This is a genomic window from Cupriavidus sp. YAF13 (assembly GCF_052113425.1).
Taxonomy (GTDB): Bacteria; Pseudomonadota; Gammaproteobacteria; order Burkholderiales; family Burkholderiaceae; genus Cupriavidus.
The window spans coordinates 103,665-124,620 of record NZ_JBFRDD010000024.1; the positions used below are offsets into that span (position 1 = coordinate 103,665).

Genomic DNA, 20,956 nt, shown 5'->3' on the forward strand with positions numbered 1-20,956 from the left:
AGTTCGGAGAGTCGCGGCTCGGCGTGATGCTGGAAAACACACCTCGCCTTGGCACGTTGGCCGCTACGCTGCAGACGTGGCAATCGGCGACAGGAGGGGCGGGGCGACGGTACACCGGACTAGAGGGGTAATTACGGCGGAGGAGGTGGTCTGTACACTCTGGCGCAATCCTGGTTACCGTGACCCGTGCAATGGCGCAGCGATTCGAAGGCTCCCTTCCGGAGCGGTTTCATCTTTCTGGCAGTATTGGCGGCAATGCGATCCAGCAACTGCGGGTCGAGGCGATACGCGGTGGCCTGGATGTTGAAGCGGAGACCGACGCACGAGGGCGCGTGGTGGCATTCGACGTCGTGGTGCCTAGCGGCGAACGCATCCGTGTGCTGCCCAGTGGTGCGGACCCGGATGAGGCCGACACGCCCGTGCTGGTGACCCCGAAAGCGGGCTTTCCCCGTGACGGGGCGGGATGGGATCTGGCGTTGCGCCGCGGCGTGCACTGGCTGTCGCCGCTGCCGCAGGCGGCCGACGTCGTGGACGCTGAGGCCGCACGACAGCGTCGCGACGCCGCGGTGCTGAGCTGGCGGGACCAGTTTGCCTTCCGCGAGGAGGAGGTACTGGCGGATGGCGTCGTGTCGCCGGGCTTGCGCGGGCCCCAGATTGGCGCGCTGCACGCGGTGCTCGCGCACTGGAAGGTGTCCGACGACCCGGCCACCGTGGTTATGCCAACCGGTACGGGCAAGACGGAAACTATGCTGGCGCTGCTCGTGGCGCGGCGGATTCCGCGCCTGCTCGTTGTAGTGCCCTCGGATGCGCTGCGCGGGCAGATCGGGCGCAAGTTCCTGACACTTGGCTGGTTGAAGGTGTTCGGCATCGTCGGCGAGGCGGCGCATCTGCCCGTCGTCGGCATGCTCACGGAGATGCCCCGCACCCGGGAAGACGCTGATCGCATCCTGATGCAGTGCAACGTCCTGGTCACGACGATGGCGATCGCGAACGGCATGAGTCTGCGCGACGATGCGCTGACGAATTGGGCGTCGCACGTGTTCATCGATGAGGCCCATCACGTTGCGGCGCGCACCTGGGATGCCTTCAAGGCTCGCATGGCGAACGCCCGCATCCTGCAGTTCACCGCGACACCCTTCCGTCAGGACGGCAAGCTCGTGGACGGCAAGATCATTTTCAACTATCCCCTTCGCCGGGCGCAGGCAGAGGGCTACTTTCGTGCCGTGACGTTCCGGCCGGTGATGGAATTCGATCCGCTGCGTGCCGACGCAGCGATCTGCGCAGCGGCCATCGAGGTGCTCGATCGGGACCGCGCCGCCGGTCATGATCACCTGGTGATGGCACGTACCGCCTCGATTCCGGGGGCGGAGCGGCTGCATGCAATCTACCAGCAGATGGCGCCCGAGCACCGCCCCGTGCTGTTGCACAGCCGGCAGGGGGCCGGCACCCGACAGGCGGGTCTCGCTGCCTTGCACTCGCGTACCTCGAGAATCGTCGTGTGCGTCGACATGCTCGGCGAAGGCTTCGACCTGCCGGCCCTCAAGATCGCGGCCTTGCACGACATGCACAAGAGCCTAGCGATCACGCTGCAGTTTACCGGCCGCTTCACGCGTTCGGCGCATGGCATTGGAGAGGCTACCGTCATTGCCAACATTGCCGACGCGAACGTGGAGCAGAAGCTGCAGGACCTCTACGCTGAGGATGCGGACTGGAACGAACTGCTGCGTAAGCTCAGCGAAGGGGCGACCCAACGCGAAGTGCGCCGTTCGGATTTCGTCGACGGGTTCCGGGAGGCCAATCCGGTCATCTCGCTGCAGAACATCTTCCCCAAGATGAGTGCTGTGGTCTTCAAGACCGACTGCGCGGCGTGGCAGCCCGAGGCCATCGTGAGGAAATTTCCCGCCGGCAGGCTGTATGCCGGCCCGTACATCAATCGGGAGGCGCGCACTCTAATCGTCGTCGCGCGCGACCAGCTCCCGGTGCCCTGGGGCGACATTCGCGATCTCAAGGAAACGTTCTGGCATCTATACCTGCTGCACTGGGACGCAGACAGCGGCCTGCTATTCATCAACAGTTCAGACAACAGTTCCGTGCACGAGGATCTGGCGACGGTGGTGGCCGGTGACACGGCGCGACTGATCCGCGGCGAGACGATCTTCCGGTCGATGCACGGTCTGAACCGCTTCGTGATCATGAGTCTGGGCTTGCGACATCTGCTGAACCGCAACATCCAGTTTTCCATGCACAACGGAGCCGACGTGGGCCAGGCCCTCGCCACCGCCATGCGGGAGAACAAGGCCAAATCGAATCTATTTGGCAAGGGCTTCGAGCATGGTGAGCCGGTCACGTTTGGGTGTTCTCAGAAGGGCCGAGTGTGGTCGCACCGCGTAGCCTACGACCTATCTGACTGGGTCGATTGGTGCCATGGCGTCGGTGCCAAACTCAATGATGCGACTATTGCGACTGAGGACGTGTTCCGCAACGTTGTGATCCCGCGGGAGGTCGCCGCGCGTCCGGAGACGGTCGCCATCGCGGTGGAATGGCATCCCGAACTGCTCGCACGACCGCACGAGCGGGTATTGATCCAGATGGGGCAGGAGGAGGTGTCCTTCTATGACGTCGGTCTAACGATCACCTCCCACGAATTGGCCGGACCCGTGCGGTTTGCCGTGGTGGTCGACCAGACTGGCGCGGCGGCGGGGTACGAGGTCCGGATCACCGACGGGCGTGCGGCGTTTGTCCAGGTGTCGGGCCCAGAGTTGGGCATCTCGGTGCGGCGCGGGGTATTCCTCCCCCTGGTTGAGTGGTTCGCCGATAACCCGCCGACCGTCTATTTTGCCGATGGCACGCTGATGGTGGGCAACGAGCTATTCCCGCTGCCGGATGCGCACCGGCGCGTGCCTTTCCCGCTGGAGCGCATCCTGACATGGGACTGGGCGGGAACCAACATCCGCATGGAGTCGCAACGCGAGGAACGTCGCCCGGTATCGATCCAGCGCAAGGTGATTCTGGCCCTGCTCGCGGAGCCTCCCGCGACCCGTTTCGACGTGGTGTTCGACGATGACGGATCGGGCGAGATTGCCGATGTGGTAGCGCTGCGGGTGACCGGACACACGCTCCTCGTGCGCCTCTATCACTGCAAGTTCTCGAGCGAGGACGCGGCAGGGGCGCGAGTCAAGGATCTCTACGAGGTGTGCGGCCAGGCGCAGCGCAGCGTGAGCTGGAAGGGCATGGCCGCGAGGATGCTGGACCGGATGCGCCGGCGCGAGGTCGAGCGCAACCAGCAGGGCGGTACCCGCCTGGATCAGGGCGAACTGGCGACGCTGCACGACATCGCGCGCCGTCTTAACACGCTGTCGGTCGACCTGGAAATCTTTGCTGTGCAGCCCGGGGTGTCCAAGCGAGCAGTGAGTCAGTCACAGTTGGCTCTGCTGGGCGTGACGGAGAACTATCTGCGGGAGACCTACGACGCGCCATTCTGGCTCATTGCCCATCCGTAAGACGTGGCAGCCATGGCAGCGTGGAGTTTCCGGAGCGCATCGGGGCACACGCCAGATGCGATGGGGCGCGGTAGCCTTCGGGCTCAGGTCGCGTACAGGCTCTGTCGTTGCATAGCGCTACGGAATGGTTTGCGGCAATATCTTCGGACTGTGTGCGACCAAGCAGATCATGTCGAGTGGCGGTTTCTGGCCGGGAAGGAATGAGGATTCAACCGGTGAACGCGACGGCCAGATAATCCAACATCTCCCTGGTGATATTCCACGTGGGTATCAGCTGGCGGAGATCCGTCATAAACGTGGGGTTGCGAGCGGCCCCTAGTTATGCCGCGTCCGGGAGGCGGATGGCCGTCCCCGCCTCAGAACCCACGATAGAACTTCTCGACGTCCTGTAAGCGTCTGTCGCGATCTGCCGTGCTGTATAGCGTCGTTGTCGCGATGGAGGTGTGTCCCAGGTAGCCTTGCATGACGTTGAGCGCCATGCCGGCGGCAAGGCCGTGTGAGCCGAATGCATGCCGGAACGCATGCGGGTGAATCCGGCGCATGTCCGCCCATAGTTCGGGATTTTCCTGGGCCAGATGGGTGCCAAACTTCTCCGCCGCGTCGCTGACCAGTTGTCGAAGACCGCGGTCGCTATAGCCGTGCCGGCATTGTCTCTGCTTTGACCTGGCGCGCGGCGTCTTGAGAATGGCAAGCGGTGCTATCAAAGGCTCTTCCGATGGCGCTGGATCAATCGCCGTTCTGTCCTGCCAATGCGCCTCCAGCGCTGCCACCAGGCGCCGGCTGATTGGCACCATACGCTCCCTGTTCCCTTTCCCGAGCACGCGCAACTCACCCCAGACGGCGCACTGTTCCGCTGATGAGCTGTTCGCCTGGCGTGGGACCAGATTGGTGCGTGTCGCATGAGCAGCCTCCGAGCAGCGCATGCCAGTCTCGCGCAGCAGTAGTATGGCGACGCGCAGCAGCCGGCCGCGTGGGCTGAGAGAGGCCTCCGCGTCTAGCCAGACGCTCATGGCATGCCAGATACGCATAGGAACGGCTCGTTCCACTTGCAGAGCAGGCTTAGCTGTTCGCTGCGCGGGCACGCCGCCCCAGGGATTCGCGACCAGGTAGTGCCGGTCGGTCAGCCAGGCGCATAGCGACGCTAGCACGGTTTCGCTATAGGCTCGGCTGCGCGACGACAGCGGCGCGGTGAAGGGGCGCCATGCGGGGTTGCTGATGGCGAAGCTGCCGACATGGATCGTGCGCGCTGAGCGCGGTCCACACCAGCGTGCCGCCGGCTGCGGATCGGCTAGGAATGCGCGATAGGCGATGCACTCGTCGGTAAGGGCACTGGAGAAGGCCTTGCCGCGCTCAAGGATGATCCAGGCCAGAAAGCGCTCGGCTTCCTTGCGATAGGCGCGATAGGTCTGGGAGTCCGCCGGCCAGAGCGATAGCCAGGCCTGGATCGCTTGGTAGTCATCCCGCGCACCGATCATGCAGAGATCTCGCGGCGCGCGATTGATGCCGTCCGCGCCATCGAGCGTGGGCGGCAAGCGTATCGCCTCTAGCGGCACCGCCGCGCCGGAGCCGGCCTGCAGCGGCGCGGCTACCGCCGGCGTTGCAAGAGCGGTGCCAGTGACGTGCGCGCCGAGTTGCCCGATCGACGCACTGTGCTGGACAAGGATTTGCACAATGCGCCCGGCGGCCAGTGGGCCGATGCGCGGCACGTGTCGCCACCAGCTGCTGCCCCGCCGGTTGCACAGCGCGGCCAGATCCGCCAAGGTTACGACGCCGGCCGCCCGAAGCCGGCGCGCCAGCGGCGCGGCCAGCCACAATCCGACGTCATGCTCGGGCAGCGGCTGCGGCGTGCCCATGCTTTCGAGGCAGCGCACCGCCTCGATCGCGCGGTCCATGCTCTTGCCTGAGCGTCCGGGCGTGGCCGACGCATCGGCCAGGTCCTCGCGACCGTGTAGGCGTGCGCGCTGTACCAGGGCGTCACGGATGGTGTGCAACATCGCCAGTGTTGCGCGAGGCCCGGGCACGTCGTCGGGGTCTGTTGCTAGCCAGCGGCCCGCGATGACGTCAAGCGGCAATCCCTGCAGCCAGGCCCGCAAGGCCGCATAGTGGACGCGAGTGAGCATCGTCGGCGCCACGTTATGCATCATCGTCTGGTCATCGAGACGGCCTGCGTTGCGTCCCGCTCCATTATGGGTTCACCTCACCGCGCATGTCTGCGCAAGCTCGCAAGAGCCGCTCGATATCGTGATCGGTGTGCCCGGCGTTTAGCGTCAATCGGACCAGGGAGTGGCGCTTTGGCGTGGCCGGGGCACAAAAGACCGCGCCGAACACCCCGCGGCGCTGCAGGGCGTCGCGTAGCCGCAGCGTATTACGCTCGGTGCCACTCTCCAGCGCGATAATCTGCTCGGTGCCTTCGGAGAGCGCGTATCCGAGGCGAGTCAGTTCACGGCGGACATAACGAGCCGTCTGGTGAAGCCGTGCACGCCGCCCATGCGCCGTGGAAATGAAGGGCAATGCGGCGTCAAACCAGGCGATCTCGTGCGCAAGCAGGCCCGAGCTGAAGATGGCTGGGCGAGACTCGCATGCGAAATACTCTTTGAACTCGCTCGAGCATGAGATGAAGCCGGCCCTGCCGGCAAAAGCCTTCGCAAGCGATGCAGTACGGAAGTGCACTCGTTCAGCCAGGCCCAGCTCGCAAACCAGGCCGCGGCCGCCGGGGCCGTGCGTACCGAGGGCGTGGGATTCGTCGACCACGAGGATCGAGCCCGTTGCTTCGGCTAACTCGACGAGCGCTGGAAGCGGCGCAACACTACCGCTGGTGCTGTAGACCGAGTCGACGGCGATGACGCCGGCACCGTGTTTGGCAAGCCGCGATCGCGCGTGCTGGACGTTGTTGTGCAGGAACGGAACGAATCGAGCCCCAGCTGCTAGCGCGCCTTCGCGTAGCGAGGCGTGCGCGTGCATGTCCAGATACACGGGAATATCGGGGGCTGCCAGGGACTGGAGCAAGCCAACGTTGGCCGCCCAGCCGGATTGGCAGATCACACCGTCTTCGGCGCCGATGAAGTGGGCAAGGCGGCGCTCGAAGGCGTGCTGGGGCGAGTCGCGATGCAGGAAGGCCGATGATATGAGCAGCTCGCGCTTATTGTTGAGCAAGACTTGGGCTTGCTGTTGCCGCAGGGCGGGCTCGTCTAGCAAGCTGAGATAGTCGTTGCTCGAAAAGTGCAGGGCATCCGGTGGGGGTGTCATGTCGCGGAGTGGATGCGATCCACCCCATGCGTTCTGCAAGCGGTCCACGTAGTACTCGCGCAGGCGTCGCGCGACGAAATCCGGGAAGCGGTGCGGGGCGCTACGGCCTTGCGCATCGCGTAGCTGGTGATCCAGATTTGTCATGGTGGGGTTGATTGCGGCTGTGGCAGCCATTGGAAATGCCGGCAAGCCGGGAATCCGGTACATCCGAGGAAGCGGCGGCCGGAGTCCTTCATGACCCGGCCGATCAGTCGGCCGCCRGCACAGCTGGGGCAAGGCGAGCCGGCGACAGCAGGCACTGGCGCCGCCGCGCTCGCCGCCAGGGGCTTCGCCGCCTGGCGGGCTGGCCCAGGTAGGTCCTGACGAGCGGTCTTTCCCTGTACGTCGGCTGGCCGCACGCCCGGCTTGCCGCCTTCATCCGGTTGGGTGTAGTTGCAAGCTGGAAAGCCGCTGCAGCCCCAGAAGGGTCCTCGGGAGCTGGTGCGCTGTCGCATGGGCTTGCGGCAATTGGGGCAGGGATAAACAGGGCCGGCCGTTGACGCCGAGGTGGCGCGCCGTTGTCCAGGTCGGCCGTCGACGTCTGGCAGCGTGGCGCTGCAGTCTGGGTAGCCTGAGCATCCCCAGAACGGCCCCTTGGCGCTCTTGAGCGATCGCATGGGCTTGCCGCATGATGGGCACGGCACAGTGCTGTCCGGCCTGGCGTGAGGCGTGCCCGGTCGTTGTGGCGCCGTACGTACGACGGACTTCAAGCGAGCGATGAGCTCGGACAACCAGGTGCCAAGCTCCCCCTCAAAGACCTCAAGCGCCAGGGTGCCTGCTTCCACCTGCATCAGGCGGTCTTCCCACTCGGCAGTGAGCACCGGATCGGCCAACTGCGGTGCGTTGGCCTCGATGAGCGTGATCAGGGCCTCGCCTCGTGGCGTGGGCAAGACCTGTTTCTTCTCCGTGGCCAGGTAGTCGCGCTTGAACAGGTTTTCGATGATGGCCGCGCGAGTGGCGTCGGTACCGATCCCTGCCTTCTCCTTGTTGCGCATGATCTTGCGCAACCGTTCATCTTCGATTTCCTTGTCGATCGATTCCATGGCGGCGATCAAGGTGCCTTCGGTGTAACGCCGGGGCGGCTTGGTTTTCCTGGAAACGGCATCGCAGTTGAGGTTGCGCGCGGCATCCCCCGTTTGTGCTGGCGGGAGGGCTCCGACATCCTCCGCCGGCGGAGCGTCCTTGGTATTCGGCTTGTCCTGGACCTCGGGATAGGCACGCTTCCAGCCTGGCACTTGTGGCGTTTTGCCGGAGACACGAAACCGCTCGCCGGCGCAGATCACCTCGATCACCGTCTTGTGGAAATGAAAGTCCCCGAGGAACTGCGCCAGGTAGCGCCGCACGATCATGTCGTAGATCGTCTGCTCGGATTTCGACATATTGCTGACCGAAACCCGAGGATTGAGAGATGGGACGATCGCGTGGTGGGCGGTGATCTTGCGGTCATTGAAGGCTTGCGAGGTGCTGCTTGGGTCGGCGCAAGACAGCAGGCTGGCCAGGTCAGGCCGTGCGGCCCGGATGCCCTGCAGAACCGTAGCCGTTTCTGCGAGCATGGAGCTAGGCAGGTACTCGCAGTCCGTGCGTGGGTAGGTGGTCGCTTTGTGTTTCTCGTACAGCGCCTGGCAGGCGTCAAGGACAGTCTGTGCTTTGATGCCATAGCGGGCAGAGGCCTCACGCTGCAGGCTGGCGAGGCTGAATAGCCGGGGCGGTGCTTCGCGCTCCGGCCCGGCCTCAACATGATCGACTCGACCAGGCTGGCCCCGAACCTTGTCCGCGACGGACCTGGCGGTCGCCACCTGCGCCACGTGGCCATCCGGGTCCAGTAGCGTCGACGCCGGGCGCCAGGCCATCGGCACTGGGACACCGGCGAGCTCGAAGCTTGCCTGCAGCTCATGGTAGGCCTTCGGCACGAAGGTGCGGATCGCCCGCTCGCGGCGCACCACCAGGGCCAGCACGGGCGTCTGTACGCGCCCGAAATGCAATGTCCCTCCTTTGCCACCAGTGCCGAAGCCGGTGGTGAGCATCATGGTCACGTTCATGCCGGCGAGCCAGTCGGCGCGCGAGCGACCAAGGCCCGCGGCATACATCGGCGCCGTTTTGGCGCCCGGGAGCAGTTTGCCGAGCGCCTTGCGCACAGACGCATCGTCGAAGGCAGATAGCCACAGCCTGGAGACAGGGCCCCGATAGCCGGCGGCCTGCATCATCTCGCGGGCGATGACCTCACCCTCGCGATCCGCATCGGTGGCGATCACCAGTTCGGACGCTTGCTTAAGCAGGCGGATGACGACACCGTACTGCGTCTTCACCGCTGGCTTGACCTCCAACCGCCACTGCGCGGGGATGACCGGCAGCAGCTCGGGATCCCAGCGAGCCAAGCGCGGCTCGTATGTTTCCGGCTTGGCTTGTTCGAGCAGGTGGCCGATGCAATAGGTGACCGTCACGCTGTCACCCGTGAAGCATCCGTTGTCGCGCTTGCGCGCACCGACGTGTCGGGCGATCTCGGCGGCCTGGGATGGTTTTTCACAGAGGAAGAGTTTCATAGCATCGATCCTCAACGCAATTCACTACGTGAATCAAGCGGCATGTTTGGTGCTGCGGAGTTGGTGGCCGAGAATGACGATTCGACGGATGCGTTGCCTGGAACTTGGGAAAACTCTCATTGCGGATCAGTATCGCTCCTATGCCCTGAGATCCGAGGCGATGGTGCCGTCCGGCGCATAGTTGACGGTCCGGCTTCCAATGTCATGGGCGGCATCGCGCGCCAGTTCCTGCAGCAGCCGGTTGGGGACGACCAGATCCAGGTCGGCAAGCTTGGCGGCGTAGTACAGGAGATCCGTGCACCGGGTTACATGACGATCCAGCAGGTTGCTATACAGATACTCGTCCTCGGCATCCTGGGGCAGATCCGTGTAGCTCACCACCAGGAAGTGTCGTTGCAGGGGGCGGTCCCATCCCATTAGGATGCAGACTGGGCGCCCATGATGGATCGATTGATAGAAATGCTGGCTCATGGGGCTCCAGATGTCAGTGGGCGGTCGTGCCAGGGTCAGAGTCCAGCGGAGCCGCCGCGGTGAACTCGATGCCAGAGGGAAACCGTCCAGTGGCTTCGAGCGCGCCAAACAGCGGCAGGTGCATTCGGGAATCGATGCAGCATGGCCGGGGCGGGTACGGCCGAGACCCCTGGCGCAGCGGCCGCACGGCTCAGTCGAACGGACGGTCGTCGTGGTTTTCCAGCGATGGGTTGTCGCCCATATTGCCAGTGACTTCAATGATGTTGGACATTGTCAAATACTCCGTGAGATGAGCGATCACTGATTCGGTGGCGTTGCGGGGCGTTGATGCTCACAGCAGTCGCTCCGTGCCGGCTCCACTCTTGTTGGCTTGCAGTGTCCGGAGTTGTGCGCGCAAGGCGCGTTCGGAATGGTTCAATTGCTCGGCCTGCAGACCCGCGCGGTTGAACCAATGGCGCATGGTTGGCTGCAGGCGGCGGATCAACTTCAGGGCGCGATCGGCCGTCAGATGCTTGTGATCGGAGGCGCGCCACCGCAACGTCACGCCGTAGCCCTTGCGGGTGTACGTTTCGAGGTAGCAGGGGCGACCTTCGACAGCCTTGGTCTTGATCGATAGGTCCTTCATCTTTCCGTGGATGGAGTCGAGTTGTTCCATGATGTCGCGTTGCCAGCGCATGTCGCTGTGTGCTCGGTAAATATCGTTGAAAGATAGCGGCGCACGTCTTGTGAATCCACTTAAAACCTGCGGCTTAACATGCAGGTTTCTTGTTGACATAGCGAGCGCCGCGTGAGCCCAATCAGAGGCCGTGGCAGTGGGCGCGAGCGGCACGTATGGTGTCTCCCGGCTGCCGCCGATATCGCGATGCAGCAACGCTGCTCCGCAAGGACCAGGCGTGTGGTTGGGCTACGGCCGCTAGCGATAAGGATCTTTGGTTTGTGGTTCGCCATCGCAACATTCAGTTATATGGAACTGCGGTGACGGGCCTGCTTGGTCGCGAGGAAACGGGGCGGCGGCATGAAGCCAAGGCTGGCGCGGAGCGCGGACGGGACGTCGGCGGCGAACGTGTCGCCAGCTAGAGCCTTCATGCGGTCAATCCTGGCTCGCATCGCTGTGAACAGACTCGTGTCGAGCATCGCCATGACGATCGCGCAGGCAGGCAGGCGCGCCGCTGCCATTGCAAGCGGTGCGGGAGAAGCACATTCGGCCTGGGCCGGCCGATGGGCGCACCGCAGACTCCAACGCCCTGCCCCTTACCCTTAAAGCCCTTTGTGCAACACACTTGTTGACAGAACACAGGCTCACAGCAGCGGCTCCTCATCGTCTGGCGCAGTCTCCGCTGTCAGCGACACGTTCTGGAGCACATCCCGCTGGGCAGCCGTCAGTCCGACACGGCGCTTTGTATGGCGGGGCAGGATCTCGCCGGTGAAGACCTCCCGCTTCACTTCCCCGAGCAGTTGCGTTGCGGCACGCACGCGTTTGCACGCAGCATCATCCAGGTCGCTCCAGTCGGCTCGGCATAGGCCTTTGAGTCCGTCGTCCATCAGCTTGCGCTGCGCAGGGATCAGCTGTTCGAAGATGGACCGGACCCGACTGGACAACTTGTAGAGGCTTTCCCGGCCTTCCTTGTCGTTGATCCGGGATTTGGCTGTCAGCGTTTTGATCAGTCTGGCGTAGAAGTCGAAGTCAAGGATCAGCTCGGCGACCATGTAGCCGTAGGGAGATCGAAAGCCCAGCTCCACGTCGATGGGCTTGCGGGATCGCATGACGGACAGTTTCAAGCCACGTTGCTGGCTTTGTTCCAGCAGTCGATTCCTGGCGGCAATCTCGGTCTCCAGCGTGCGGCGCAGGCTGTCAATGCGTTCGGTGGTAGTGATCAGGAGTTGATCGGCGTAAGGGTTGTCGCTGGCGGATAGCATCCAGATGGCCCGGAGCACTGCGCCGACCTTCTTGCCTGAGATCTCGCCGTTGGTGCGGCTATCGTCGCCAGAGCGGCCGATGAACAGACGGTATGCCTCCCGGGTATGGAGCGACATGGTGTCGGTTTCCTCGCCGATCAATGTGCCGATCTGGTTCATGCCGACGGCCTCGTTGTCCGGTACGACTTCCTCGGCATAGTCTCGCAGTCTGCGGCGTGTGCGCTGGCGCTGCAATTGGTCGAGCCGGGAGCAGTACTCGACGAATCGCGAGTACAACGGATCGTCCATGTCTGGATCGTCGGCTTCGATCAGGTGTTTCAGGGTTTCGGCTTCGGCATGGATGTCGTAGCCATCGGCGAAGGGGGAGTCCTTCGACACGGGGTGCGGCACTGGCAGCATCTTGGTGGTGCGTGTAGCCATGGGGTGTCTCCGTCAGGTGATGAGTCGGTGGAAATCGGGGGGCAAAACGGTTGTGTCGAGCTTGAGTGTTTGCATGCCGGTCAGGAGGCCGCGAGCGTTGAGGTGGTAGATCGAGATCGCCTCACGGGTCACCGTGAGTAGTCCGCGGGCCTCGAGCCGGCGGGCGGCCTTTGTGACGGTCATTCGGCAGATCCATTTGGCGAGATCCGTTTCGATGGCGCGGGTGGATCGACGTAACGGAGCCACGTGGGCGCCTTCCCGGATGAGGTACGCAAGGAGCGTGGCTTGGCCAGAAACCTTGACGAGGCGCAGCATCTCGGTGAAGAGCGGTCCGCTCAATCCATCGTCTGGTTCCGGCAGGAGCGGCACTGGCGAGGGGGCCATGGGCAATCGCCGCAGGGCCTGTTCCATCTGGTTGAAGGCTTCGATGTAGCGGACCTTCCAGAGCGCGGCATCCTTGCCGGTGAATCCCATCGCGATGTAGACGAAACCGTCGCGACTTAGGCGAAACAGTGGGCGTTCTTTTCCTTGGACGTCTCGATATGAGGTGCCCGCAAAATTGCGGGCACCGAAATGCTCCGGTACTTCGGCGATGGCGTTGCGTATCGCCTTCAAGACGTCGTCATGTCTCCGCCCGAAATGCTCGGCCACAGCCAGCGACGTGGTAGTAATGGCGCCATTTGCGACAGAAATCCTAGGTTTTGTCGGTAGCATTGGGTTGCTCTCGTTTTGCTAATGTGGTAGGCGGAAATGCGCATCCACTGTCAACAGTGTTGACAGTGGAACCTTCGGCTGCCGGGGGTAAAACAGGTCCGGTGGGGTCGGGGTATTGCTCACTTTCACTGTCAACACTGTTGACGATGAATGGGTTGCCCTGGGTGGATCCGTTGCTCTTCATCAAACGCTTGATGGTGGCGACATTTCTGCGCCCCTGTGCCCTCGACGTCTCGGACGGTATGCCGGTGCCTGCGTCTGGCGTTGCCGGTCGCATGGCAGCCTCACGGGCTGCCTTCACGCGAATGCCCTGGCTGGGAATAAAGGCGCCGCGCCGGGCTTTCTCGGCAAGCCTCGCAAGATAGGCCAGCGGATTGCGCACTGTCTGCTTGCGGCGGTCGCCGGTGAGCTCGTCCAGGATCGATTGCGCGACAGGCGCAGCAAGGCCTTGTAGCAACTCCGCTGCGGCCTGGTGCTCTGCCGCGAGCAGACAGTCGGGATAGGCCAGGGCCTCGGGGTTCAACGTCTTTGCCAATGCACCATCACCAATCGGGGACGCATCGAGGGGCGATCGGCTCTCGTTTACCACTGTGGTTTGGTGGTGGTAATTTGAAGGTTTACTCGCGTTAACTAGGAGTTCTGACGTTTCCGCACAACTGGATGTGCGCTTTCGACAAGAGTTGTTGTGCGTTTCCGTCAAAACTTGTTGTGCGTTTTCGTCAGGAGTTGTCGTGCGGTTTTGACAGGAGTGGCTGTGCGCAAACGTCAGAACTTGTTGTGCGTTTTCGTCATGAGTGACGCGCTTGACTGCGTGTTTTTCGGCTAACGCCTTGTTGTGCGTTTTTGTCAGAAGTGGCGCGATGGATGTCTGATTCGCCAGGAGTGCGCACACCCGTGCGAGATCCAGCCGGATCAACTGGCGGCCATGGAGCCTCGCATCGCGCTTGCAGTCGAGTAGGGCTAGCGCTTCAAGGTGATTGCGAGCGGTGCGAAACTGGCGCTCGCTCAACGCCAGGCGGTCCAGGCGCAGATCTGCGGTCTCAATAAATCCATCGGCACGCAGATCGCCACGTTTGACGGCCTGCCGCGTCGCGTTGACCAGGCGTGACAGGTAGATGCCGCCTACCGCTCCACCGGCGAGCATGGCCAGTGGCGCGTAACAGCTGTGCGCGGTGCCCAGGAGCAACCGCATGGCTTGTTCGTTCCAGGTCCAGGCGCTCTCGGTACTCATGCCTGCCGCGCAACGGTGCAGATGGGCCGCCAGGTCATCGAGGCTCAGTCGGTAGTGCAGGCGGCAAGGCATCCCCAGGCGGGTTTCTTGGAGTAAGCCGAGGGATAGCAGTTGGCTGCGCGCCGAGGCCTGTTCGCGCGCGGTGAGGCCGGTGGCATCCGCCCATTCCTCACGGGTCTTCCAGAACCAGCCATCGCGCTCGGGTGCGCGCGTGGAGAGATCCCGCGTCACGTAGAGGGCATGCCCTAGTAGCAGTGCAGCCTTGGGGCTACCGGTGACGACGGCCAGCGTTGGAAAGTAGGTGACGAAGCGATGGCCAAGGATAGCCATCAGTTGGGACAGGCCTTGTGCGCCCTGCATACGGGCGCTGGCGAAGGCGTCGGGCTGCAGCTGAGCGGTCATTACAGGCCGGGCTAGCGACGTGGCCCGCGCTGGGCGGTATGCGCGGCGATGCGCTCCCACAGCCGCGTGGCATCGACGCGATAGATGGGCACCGGCGGCTGGCCGTGTGTCGCCTCGATTAGCAGGCTCAGGCGCGTCAAGGCACGGCGCGCAGTCTGTTGCTCGAAGCGGTTCAGGCCGGTATCGGCTTGCCATTCATCTGGACTGCAACGGAACCAGCCGTTGGCGTCAGCTCGGGTCTCCGAGAGCATCACTGCTTGGCTGAGCATGAGCGCGGCCAGGATGCTCTGGGTGATATCGACGAAGACCCGGTGGAAGGTGACAGGTGGCTGCAAGACTTCGAGAATGACGGAAGACGTGAAGGGGGTGGCGTTGGCTTGAATCAGTGCGTCGGCGGCATCGAACAGGTCGCCTGAGGGGCCGGATGTGGGCAGGCGGCTCATTCGACTTGCTCCTGCGAAGGGAGCCGGACTCGACCGAGTTCCGGGTGTTCGACCACGAGGGCGGCCATCTTCAGATAAGCCAGGGTCGGCGCTCGCTCGCAGGCTGCAAATGCATCGGTCAGGGTGGCTGCCGAGCCGCTGAGCAGGGGACACGCGCTCGAGCCCCCCAGCACGCCGTCGAAGGCGGGATGGGCACGCTCCCACCGGAAAGGCAGGGCGGGGTCGATCGTGTATTCCGGTTGAATCACGCTGGCTTCGTGCCCATCGATGCTGGCCTTCCACTTCCTGTGATCCACGGTGTGCCAGACAGCGTTGCCGGCCACGCGGGTCTCGACGCGCGCCTCGAGTGCTGCTTGGCAAGCGGCTTCGACCGTGGGCGCTCCGCCACGAGCGCGCAAGTAGTTGTTCTCGTCGATCTTCTTCCACAAATCCCAATAGAACCCAGCGCTGGGATCGTGATAGTTCCGGCGCACGGTTAAATGGATGCAGCTGTCCTCGTCGTGGCGAGTGAGTGAGTCGCCAGAAGCGGAGCCCACGTGGCCCTGCCATGGGTAGCCGTCCACGATGACAAGCGGGGAATCGTCGTGCTGATAGCCTTCTGCGCGAGGCAAGCCGTTGACGAAGGGAAGGTATTTGCGCTCGCTCATGGTTGTTCTCCTGCTTCGTTGACGACGGCGTACAGCGTTTCGAGGGAGTAGGCGTGGAATTGCTGGTGGAGCTTGCGGTAGCGAACCCGCAGGTCGGTGCTCTCGCGCAGGGCGGTCCACGATCTGTGGATCTCCTCGCGGGTGTCCGCGTCAGGCAGGCTGGGACGTCCGACACGGCGTTCGCTGGCGTAACTGGCGCGGTAGCCATCGATCATGTCGCGGCTGAGCGTGAAGAAGCGGCGCAGCATGGCGATGGAGGCGCGGTTGGCGACGAAGTAGAACAACAGCTCTTCCTGTTCCGCGCGAGCGCGCAGGGTGCTGAAGGCAAGGTCGAGGCCATCGGGATCGACCAGGACGCCGATGACCGGCTGCTCCATCTGGCCAAGGCGCACGATATCGGCGGACTGGAGGGCGCGTAGCCGATCAATCTGTGCCGGGTCCAGGCCCGCCTGGACGAGCGGGGCCAGGTTCCCGCGTTCGAGGTGCTCCATCAATTGCAGGATGACCATGACCCGTAGATTGGGGCTGGAGATCTGGATCAGGCTCATGGCGTCACTCCTGTCTTAGCGTGCTGGGTGAGGGGGTGGAATTCGTGGAAGGCTTGGATGGTCAGGAACAGCGCCTTGCGCACTAGTGGCCCGGCCCGGTAGAGCAGGGCGGGGTCCATCTGGCCGAGGACGACGCCGGTGTCGGCGAGAATGCGGGCGTGGAGTGCCTCACCAACGAGGGTGGGCCAGATGAGCCCCTCCGGCATGCGCCGTGCGATCTCGGGGTCGAGCTGGCCGGAGAGGCTGACCAGGAAGTGCCAGACCAGAGGGCGATCGGGGTCGTCGGCGGTCCCTCCAAAAGTCTTGTCCTTGGGCAGGTCGATGAAGAAGCCATAGGGTGCGGCCTCGACCTCATGGAAGCAGTGGCCAATGGGGGCGAGCCGTGCCAGCTCGTTGAGCCTGGACATGAACGTGGCGCGGGCCTTGGCGTAGACCTGGTCGGGGGTGACGGCGATACCGCCCGGGGTCTGCCTGGCGCTGGGCGGGGGCACGGCGGACCCTGGTGGCAAGGATATCGTCTCGATGGGCTCGCTCGGGGTTCCAGTCGTTCCGGGCACGGCGGGGCCATTGGAGCCGTACGCCGGGTCGATGGCGTGCTCGCCGGGCATCAGCGGATCAATCCAGTTTGGGGGATTGGTGTCGGGCAGGATTGGGGCGTCGGTGGGACCGGAGGGCTTGGTCGTGGACGCAGGCGCAGTCTCACGGCCGTGGGCTTGCAATTCACCCAGGGTCATCTCCGGGAATTGCTCAATCAGGCGCAACATGGTGGTCACGCGCTCGGGATCCACGCCGAGCCAAGGGGCGAGCCGCGCTGCGGAGAGATCGAGCAGCTGATTGACATTCACAGGCGTGCCGGCTTCAAGCCCGGCGGCCAGATCCTGCTGCGCGGGGACAAAGACCTCCGGGACGAATGTGTTTTCATCACCAACAAAGCGGGACGCCAAGCGCTTCTGGAGGGCAAAACCGGGCTGGATCTGGCGCACCGACAAGCTGGTGAGGTGGGGGCCGAGGGATGTCAGCGTATGGGTTGCGAAGATGTACTGGCTAAGTGTGGTGCGATTGGTGGGTAAGCCGATACTCTTCAAATGGCTTTCCAGATCGCGCAGTGAGATGTTTGAGCCGGTGTCCACCTGCAGGGCATCACGCAGGTTCAGGATGCCGGTAGCCTTGTCCCAGAAAGACATTTCGCCCCTGACGTCGTTCTCGATCAGGTGGCTGGCCAGCACGTCGCTCTCGCTCTTCCAGGTGCGGTAGATGCACATCACCGTCCCAAAGCGCGGATCCTCGGTTTCGAGCCACAACTCCTGTAGCGCGCGCAGTCGCGTGTTGCCACCTTTGCCCAGCATGTAGCGCAGCGTATTGGGGCGGCGGGTCACGATCAGTGGGTTCTCCAAGCCCTTGGCCCGGATAGATGCCTTGATGTTTTCGTACTCAGGGTTCGGCGTGGTGCGTGGATTCCGGTCGTAGAAGTCGATCTCCATCACCGGGAGGTCGATGGTGCTCGCATCCGTCATGGCATACGGCGACAGCCCGGTCACTGCCGCCGGCGGATTGGGAACCTGCAGGCTGTCGTGGACCATGGCCTTCAGGCGCTGGCGCACGTCGTCCTTGGAGACGGCCTTGAGGCCTTGCTTCTCGGCCAGATCGACGGCGCTCAAGCTGCGCGGGACAGGGATGGGCTTAATCTTGCTCACGGCCACTCTCCACGGTAGCCGGGGCGGCCGGTACAGCGTTGGTATCGGTGGCCGCAAAGCCGCCAGCGTAGACGTCCTTGAGGCTGGGTATGAGCTCCCAGACCAGCTCATGCATCACCTGGGAGGCACTTTTCATGGCTCCTGGATGCCGGGTCTCATGGCGATGGACGGGGATACGCTTGGTGGAGGCCTCGGTGTAGGCCTTGGCTAGGGGGACTGGGGTATTGAGCAGGGTGACGCGCCCGCCCATCGGAATAAAGTCGTCGCGCAGGGCCTGTGCGACGTGCTTGGCGTCGGCGGTGCGGCCTTGTTTGTAGAGGACTGCCCTGACCGGCCCCAGGCGGAAGCCGAGCTCGGGACCGACTTCCAGGCGTTCTAGCAGTTCCATGGTGCCGGTGGTGAACTCGCGGGCGGCCAGGGTCTCGGGGACGACGGGGAGGATGATCTGGGAGGCGGCGAGGGCGGCGTTGTTCTGCAGGTGACCGGCGGCGCCCTGGGTATCGATGATGACAACGTCGTAGTTGTCGTCGGACATGATGGGGGAGGCGAGCGCACGGGACAGGCGGAACATGCCGTCGGCCCGGGTGGCGAGCTTGTGCTGGATGGCACCTTCCGGGTCATCGCTGAGGATGATGTCCAGGCCGTCGATCTCGGTGTGGGAGATGCATTCCTGGGTGATGGCCCCGTGGTCGATGACGTAGGTCAGGCCTTTGGGGGCCTGGTGGGAGAGGGGATAGTACTTGGAGAGTGAGGGCTGGATATCGGCGTCGATGAGGAGGACGCGCAGGCCCATATCGGCGAGCAGACCGCCGAGGGAGGCGGCGAGCGTGGTCTTGCCGACCCCGCCCTTGGTGGACAACATGCAGAACTTGATCATTTTCTAGCGCTCCGGAAGTGGAAACTTCGGGCGGCGGAAGATGTCGGGCAAAAAAACAGAAAAGCCCGCATCACTGCGGGCTAGTTTTACGATACAATCCGGGTCCCCCCGATTTGGGGCTCAAGTCAGCGAGGCCTCGGGACTGTTAATCCGTAGGTCCCTGGTTCGAGCCCAGGTCGGGGAGCCAAAAAGCGGGAGTAGCTCAGTTGGTAGAGCGCAACCTTGCCAAGGTTGAGGTCGCGAGTTCGAGCCTCGTCTCCCGCTCCAGATATGATGCCCGCGGACTTCCATCGAAGTCCGTGGGTCTTTGAAAAAAGGGGCTTCGGCCCCTTTTTTCATTCCAGTGCACTCCACTGGAATCCGGCAGCAGCCGGCATTTTCTTGTCCATCTATGTGGGCGAGTGCTTGAGCGCAGTATCGCTGGCGTGGGGAGGGCATGGACAGTATCCAGCTCAGGCGTCGGTACTCCTCTAGTACCGTCTTGAACTCGGGCGCGACAGAGCTCAGGGAGTATTCGCGCTCAAGTTCCTGTCGTGAAAGTCCCGCCTATGGATGACCATGTCGATGAAGTGCGGAGAGTGCCTCACCTTTCATGTGCAGCGTTCCTTGTAACCGGCAGTGCGTCGAGGCACTCCAGCACATTGTGTTCCACTGCGGCCAGGTTGACTTGGTCGAACGAGTTGCACCCCGCAATGCTCTGCCGAAGTATCCCAGCTTGAATCTTGCCGCGCTCGTAGGTGAGCGCATAGGGCAAGCCACTGAAGGTCACCATGCTGTAACGGGGCACAAACCGGGTCGGATAGCGTGCCATGCCGCCAGTTCCCGCTCTAGCAGATGTCGGCCGTGCTGACGCGCTGGCGCATTTCAACGTAGTTCTCCAGCGCCATAGCCTGGATGGCATAGGCGCTCGGCGCCGCCCCGAAATTTGCGGAATGCTGCTGAAGATTTGCGACAAGCGAAGCCGCATTTTCGAGCGCGCAATTCATGCCTTGGCCATGGAATGGCACCATGGGGTGCGCGGCATCACCAATCAACACTGCTTTGTTGTGGCTGAATCTCGTCCTGACCGCGCCGGTCATCTACCTGTACCTGGGCCTGCCGCTGGTGATGCGACAGCATGGTTGGTCCGGTACAGCCATCGGGCTGTTCCAGCGCGCCGGCATTCCGGCGATCCTCAAGTGGGGGCCTCCGCCGGCTTGCTGTTCGGCCTGATGATGTACCACACCCGCCCGGGCTTGACCGCGCTTGACTATGGCATTCAGTCCAGCCTGTTCGCCTTGACGCGGATGGTGATGCCCATACTGGCGGGCGTGCTCCTGGACCGGCTTGGGTACCTGGGGATGCTGGCGGGCATCATCGCCGGTCTGCTGGGGGTAATCATGCTCACCCTGCAATATCGCAGGGCCGCACCGCTTGGCAGGCCAAATGTCGGGTCACTCGGATAGCTCGCCGCTTCCCGCTCCATAGGCATCTTGACGTCAGCATAGGAACAGGCATGAAACATACCGCTCAACAGAACAGCGAACGAGTTGTCACCCCGGATGGGCCGGCAACCAGCGCTCCATGGTTGCTTTGGGCGAGCTTCAATCTGGTCGACTTGAATCTGTGAATGCTCCCCGCCAGCGTTGGCAGCGCGGGAGCACGAAAACCTACTTGCTCTTCTGTATGGAGTGAACGCCGTAGTCTGCTTCTTCGCAGCGTTCCAACTGCGTGCCAGTATTCCCGTTGCAGGTCTGCAATTGATTCTGGGGATTGCCTTGATTGGCTGTGGCATTGTTGTTGCGGCTTCGCGTGCCATCGGTAGGCTGACCCCAGAAAATCGCGACGAGACCGCCAGTCAGGTATCCCAGTAAGAAAACTCGAAAGGTAACACTAAGGGCCTCCACGATATCCGCTCCGTGGATGAGTCACCGTAAACAGGAAGAAGGGCGAGCACATGAAGACGTTGGCAGTCGCGTTGTCCGTCATGCTGATCGGCAACGGCACACTCACAAGGCGCACCCTCGAAGCCGAATTATCCACACGCCGTGCAAAAAGCTATTGAGCGACGTTGCGGACGACGACTCGTAAATCATACTGGGCATCAGCATGCTGAAGAGGAAGTACGACTCGCGACCCTATTGAGACTTGTATAAATCATGACAACCGATTCGAGTCTGACGCGTTATCTGATCAAGGCGTTGATCGGGAGTCGATTGCATGGCAGGGAAGATGGACGAAGCGACCAGAAAGCGGGTTCGCGCTGGACGGATGCTGTTAGCGAACAA

General features: G+C 63.1%; 18 protein-coding genes and 2 tRNA genes. 4 read left to right on the forward strand and 16 right to left on the reverse strand.

The window, feature by feature from the left end; all coding sequences use genetic code 11:
* The first annotated feature begins 191 nt into the window (after nt 1-191).
* Nucleotides 192-3,500, forward strand: a complete 3,309-nt coding sequence (locus AB4061_RS20065) for a DEAD/DEAH box helicase (RefSeq protein ID WP_441636827.1) — start codon at nt 192-194, stop codon at nt 3,498-3,500.
* A 356-nt stretch (nt 3,501-3,856) separates the two neighbouring features.
* On the opposite strand, the gene AB4061_RS20070 is transcribed toward AB4061_RS20065, so the two are convergent.
* The 14 genes from AB4061_RS20070 to AB4061_RS20135 all read right to left on the reverse strand — a co-directional run bounded on the left by AB4061_RS20070 (nt 3,857) and on the right by AB4061_RS20135 (nt 18,689).
* Nucleotides 3,857-5,644, reverse strand: a complete 1,788-nt coding sequence (locus AB4061_RS20070; protein ID WP_441636829.1) for a phage integrase family protein — start codon at nt 5,642-5,644, stop codon at nt 3,857-3,859.
* A gap of 40 nt (nt 5,645-5,684) precedes the next feature.
* Entirely contained in the window at nt 5,685-6,890 is a 1,206-nt protein-coding gene (gene cqsA / locus AB4061_RS20075) for an alpha-hydroxyketone-type quorum-sensing autoinducer synthase (protein WP_441636831.1), read from the reverse strand.
* On the reverse strand, nt 6,887-9,325 hold the full coding sequence (locus tag AB4061_RS20080; protein ID WP_441636833.1) for a DNA topoisomerase 3: 2,439 nt from the start codon (nt 9,323-9,325) through the stop codon (nt 6,887-6,889). The genes cqsA and AB4061_RS20080 overlap by 4 nt, the downstream gene beginning before the upstream one ends.
* Nucleotides 9,326-9,463: 138 nt before the next feature.
* Complete coding sequence (locus AB4061_RS20085; RefSeq protein WP_441636835.1) at nt 9,464-9,796, reverse strand: hypothetical protein; 333 nt, start codon at nt 9,794-9,796, stop codon at nt 9,464-9,466.
* Nucleotides 9,797-10,127: 331 nt separating this feature from the next.
* Nucleotides 10,128-10,451, reverse strand: coding sequence for a hypothetical protein (locus AB4061_RS20090; RefSeq protein ID WP_441636837.1), 324 nt, complete (start codon nt 10,449-10,451; stop codon nt 10,128-10,130).
* Nucleotides 10,452-10,756: 305 nt separating this feature from the next.
* Nucleotides 10,757-10,936: a hypothetical protein gene (locus AB4061_RS20095; protein ID WP_441636839.1), complete on the reverse strand. Its 180-nt coding sequence runs from the start codon at nt 10,934-10,936 to the stop codon at nt 10,757-10,759.
* Nucleotides 10,937-11,095: 159 nt separating this feature from the next.
* Entirely contained in the window at nt 11,096-12,133 is a 1,038-nt protein-coding gene (locus tag AB4061_RS20100) for a PFL_4669 family integrating conjugative element protein (RefSeq protein ID WP_441636841.1), read from the reverse strand.
* A 12-nt stretch (nt 12,134-12,145) separates the two neighbouring features.
* The gene (locus AB4061_RS20105; protein WP_441636843.1) at nt 12,146-12,847 is read right to left on the reverse strand and encodes a Rha family transcriptional regulator; all 702 of its coding nucleotides are present in this window, start codon (nt 12,845-12,847) and stop codon (nt 12,146-12,148) included.
* On the reverse strand, nt 12,828-14,480 hold the full coding sequence (locus AB4061_RS20110) for a hypothetical protein (protein WP_441636845.1): 1,653 nt from the start codon (nt 14,478-14,480) through the stop codon (nt 12,828-12,830). Before AB4061_RS20110 ends, AB4061_RS20105 begins: the two co-directional genes overlap by 20 nt.
* Nucleotides 14,481-14,491: 11 nt before the next feature.
* A complete protein-coding gene (locus AB4061_RS20115) occupies nt 14,492-14,923 on the reverse strand; it encodes a hypothetical protein (protein ID WP_441636847.1) in 432 nt (143 codons plus the stop codon).
* Nucleotides 14,920-15,570 (reverse strand): hypothetical protein, encoded by a 651-nt coding sequence (locus tag AB4061_RS20120; RefSeq protein ID WP_441636849.1) that lies wholly within the window; start codon nt 15,568-15,570, stop codon nt 14,920-14,922. Before AB4061_RS20120 ends, AB4061_RS20115 begins: the two co-directional genes overlap by 4 nt.
* Nucleotides 15,567-16,118 carry an STY4526/YPO1902 family pathogenicity island replication protein gene (locus AB4061_RS20125; protein ID WP_441636851.1) on the reverse strand — a complete coding sequence of 184 codons (552 nt, stop codon included), beginning with the start codon at nt 16,116-16,118 and terminating at the stop codon, nt 15,567-15,569. Before AB4061_RS20125 ends, AB4061_RS20120 begins: the two co-directional genes overlap by 4 nt.
* The gene (locus AB4061_RS20130) at nt 16,115-17,812 is read right to left on the reverse strand and encodes a ParB family protein (protein ID WP_441636853.1); all 1,698 of its coding nucleotides are present in this window, start codon (nt 17,810-17,812) and stop codon (nt 16,115-16,117) included. The genes AB4061_RS20125 and AB4061_RS20130 overlap by 4 nt, the downstream gene beginning before the upstream one ends.
* The gene (locus AB4061_RS20135; RefSeq protein WP_441636855.1) at nt 17,799-18,689 is read right to left on the reverse strand and encodes a ParA family protein; all 891 of its coding nucleotides are present in this window, start codon (nt 18,687-18,689) and stop codon (nt 17,799-17,801) included. Before AB4061_RS20135 ends, AB4061_RS20130 begins: the two co-directional genes overlap by 14 nt.
* A 105-nt stretch (nt 18,690-18,794) precedes the next feature.
* Here AB4061_RS20135 and AB4061_RS20140 point away from each other — a divergent pair.
* Nucleotides 18,795-18,876: transfer RNA gene (locus AB4061_RS20140), tRNA-Asn, on the forward strand.
* A gap of 4 nt (nt 18,877-18,880) precedes the next feature.
* Nucleotides 18,881-18,956 (forward strand) — tRNA-Gly (locus AB4061_RS20145).
* Nucleotides 18,957-19,272: 316 nt separating this feature from the next.
* On the opposite strand, the gene AB4061_RS20150 is transcribed toward AB4061_RS20145, so the two are convergent.
* Both AB4061_RS20150 and AB4061_RS20155 read right to left on the reverse strand, forming a co-directional pair.
* Nucleotides 19,273-19,500: a hypothetical protein gene (locus AB4061_RS20150; protein ID WP_441636857.1), complete on the reverse strand. Its 228-nt coding sequence runs from the start codon at nt 19,498-19,500 to the stop codon at nt 19,273-19,275.
* A 16-nt stretch (nt 19,501-19,516) separates the two neighbouring features.
* Nucleotides 19,517-19,768, reverse strand: coding sequence for an FAD-dependent oxidoreductase (locus AB4061_RS20155; RefSeq protein WP_441636859.1), 252 nt, complete (start codon nt 19,766-19,768; stop codon nt 19,517-19,519).
* A 117-nt stretch (nt 19,769-19,885) separates the two neighbouring features.
* Here AB4061_RS20155 and AB4061_RS20160 point away from each other — a divergent pair, with 117 nt between their 5' ends.
* Nucleotides 19,886-20,134 carry a hypothetical protein gene (locus AB4061_RS20160; RefSeq protein WP_441636860.1) on the forward strand — a complete coding sequence of 83 codons (249 nt, stop codon included), beginning with the start codon at nt 19,886-19,888 and terminating at the stop codon, nt 20,132-20,134.
* The last annotated feature ends 822 nt before the right edge of the window (nt 20,135-20,956 follow it).

Excerpts from the sequence above, each read along its gene's own strand:
- cqsA (WP_441636831.1), bottom strand. The coding sequence starts at position 6,890 with ATGACAAATCTGGATCACCAGCTACGCGATGCGCAAGGCCGTAGCGCC.
- AB4061_RS20135 (WP_441636855.1), bottom strand. The coding sequence starts at position 18,689 with ATGATCAAGTTCTGCATGTTGTCCACCAAGGGCGGGGTCGGCAAGACC.
- AB4061_RS20120 (WP_441636849.1), bottom strand. The coding sequence starts at position 15,570 with ATGAGCGAGCGCAAATACCTTCCCTTCGTCAACGGCTTGCCTCGCGCA.
- AB4061_RS20090 (WP_441636837.1), bottom strand. The coding sequence starts at position 10,451 with ATGGAACAACTCGACTCCATCCACGGAAAGATGAAGGACCTATCGATC.
- AB4061_RS20065 (WP_441636827.1), top strand. The coding sequence starts at position 192 with ATGGCGCAGCGATTCGAAGGCTCCCTTCCGGAGCGGTTTCATCTTTCT.
- AB4061_RS20070 (WP_441636829.1), bottom strand. The coding sequence starts at position 5,644 with ATGATGCATAACGTGGCGCCGACGATGCTCACTCGCGTCCACTATGCG.
- AB4061_RS20110 (WP_441636845.1), bottom strand. The coding sequence starts at position 14,480 with ATGACCGCTCAGCTGCAGCCCGACGCCTTCGCCAGCGCCCGTATGCAG.
- AB4061_RS20105 (WP_441636843.1), bottom strand. The coding sequence starts at position 12,847 with ATGCTACCGACAAAACCTAGGATTTCTGTCGCAAATGGCGCCATTACT.
- AB4061_RS20155 (WP_441636859.1), bottom strand. The coding sequence starts at position 19,768 with ATGACCGGCGCGGTCAGGACGAGATTCAGCCACAACAAAGCAGTGTTG.
- AB4061_RS20100 (WP_441636841.1), bottom strand. The coding sequence starts at position 12,133 with ATGGCTACACGCACCACCAAGATGCTGCCAGTGCCGCACCCCGTGTCG.
- AB4061_RS20125 (WP_441636851.1), bottom strand. The coding sequence starts at position 16,118 with ATGAGCCTGATCCAGATCTCCAGCCCCAATCTACGGGTCATGGTCATC.
- AB4061_RS20085 (WP_441636835.1), bottom strand. The coding sequence starts at position 9,796 with ATGAGCCAGCATTTCTATCAATCGATCCATCATGGGCGCCCAGTCTGC.
- AB4061_RS20150 (WP_441636857.1), bottom strand. The coding sequence starts at position 19,500 with ATGGCACGCTATCCGACCCGGTTTGTGCCCCGTTACAGCATGGTGACC.
- AB4061_RS20095 (WP_441636839.1), bottom strand. The coding sequence starts at position 10,936 with ATGGCGATGCTCGACACGAGTCTGTTCACAGCGATGCGAGCCAGGATT.
- AB4061_RS20115 (WP_441636847.1), bottom strand. The coding sequence starts at position 14,923 with ATGAGCCGCCTGCCCACATCCGGCCCCTCAGGCGACCTGTTCGATGCC.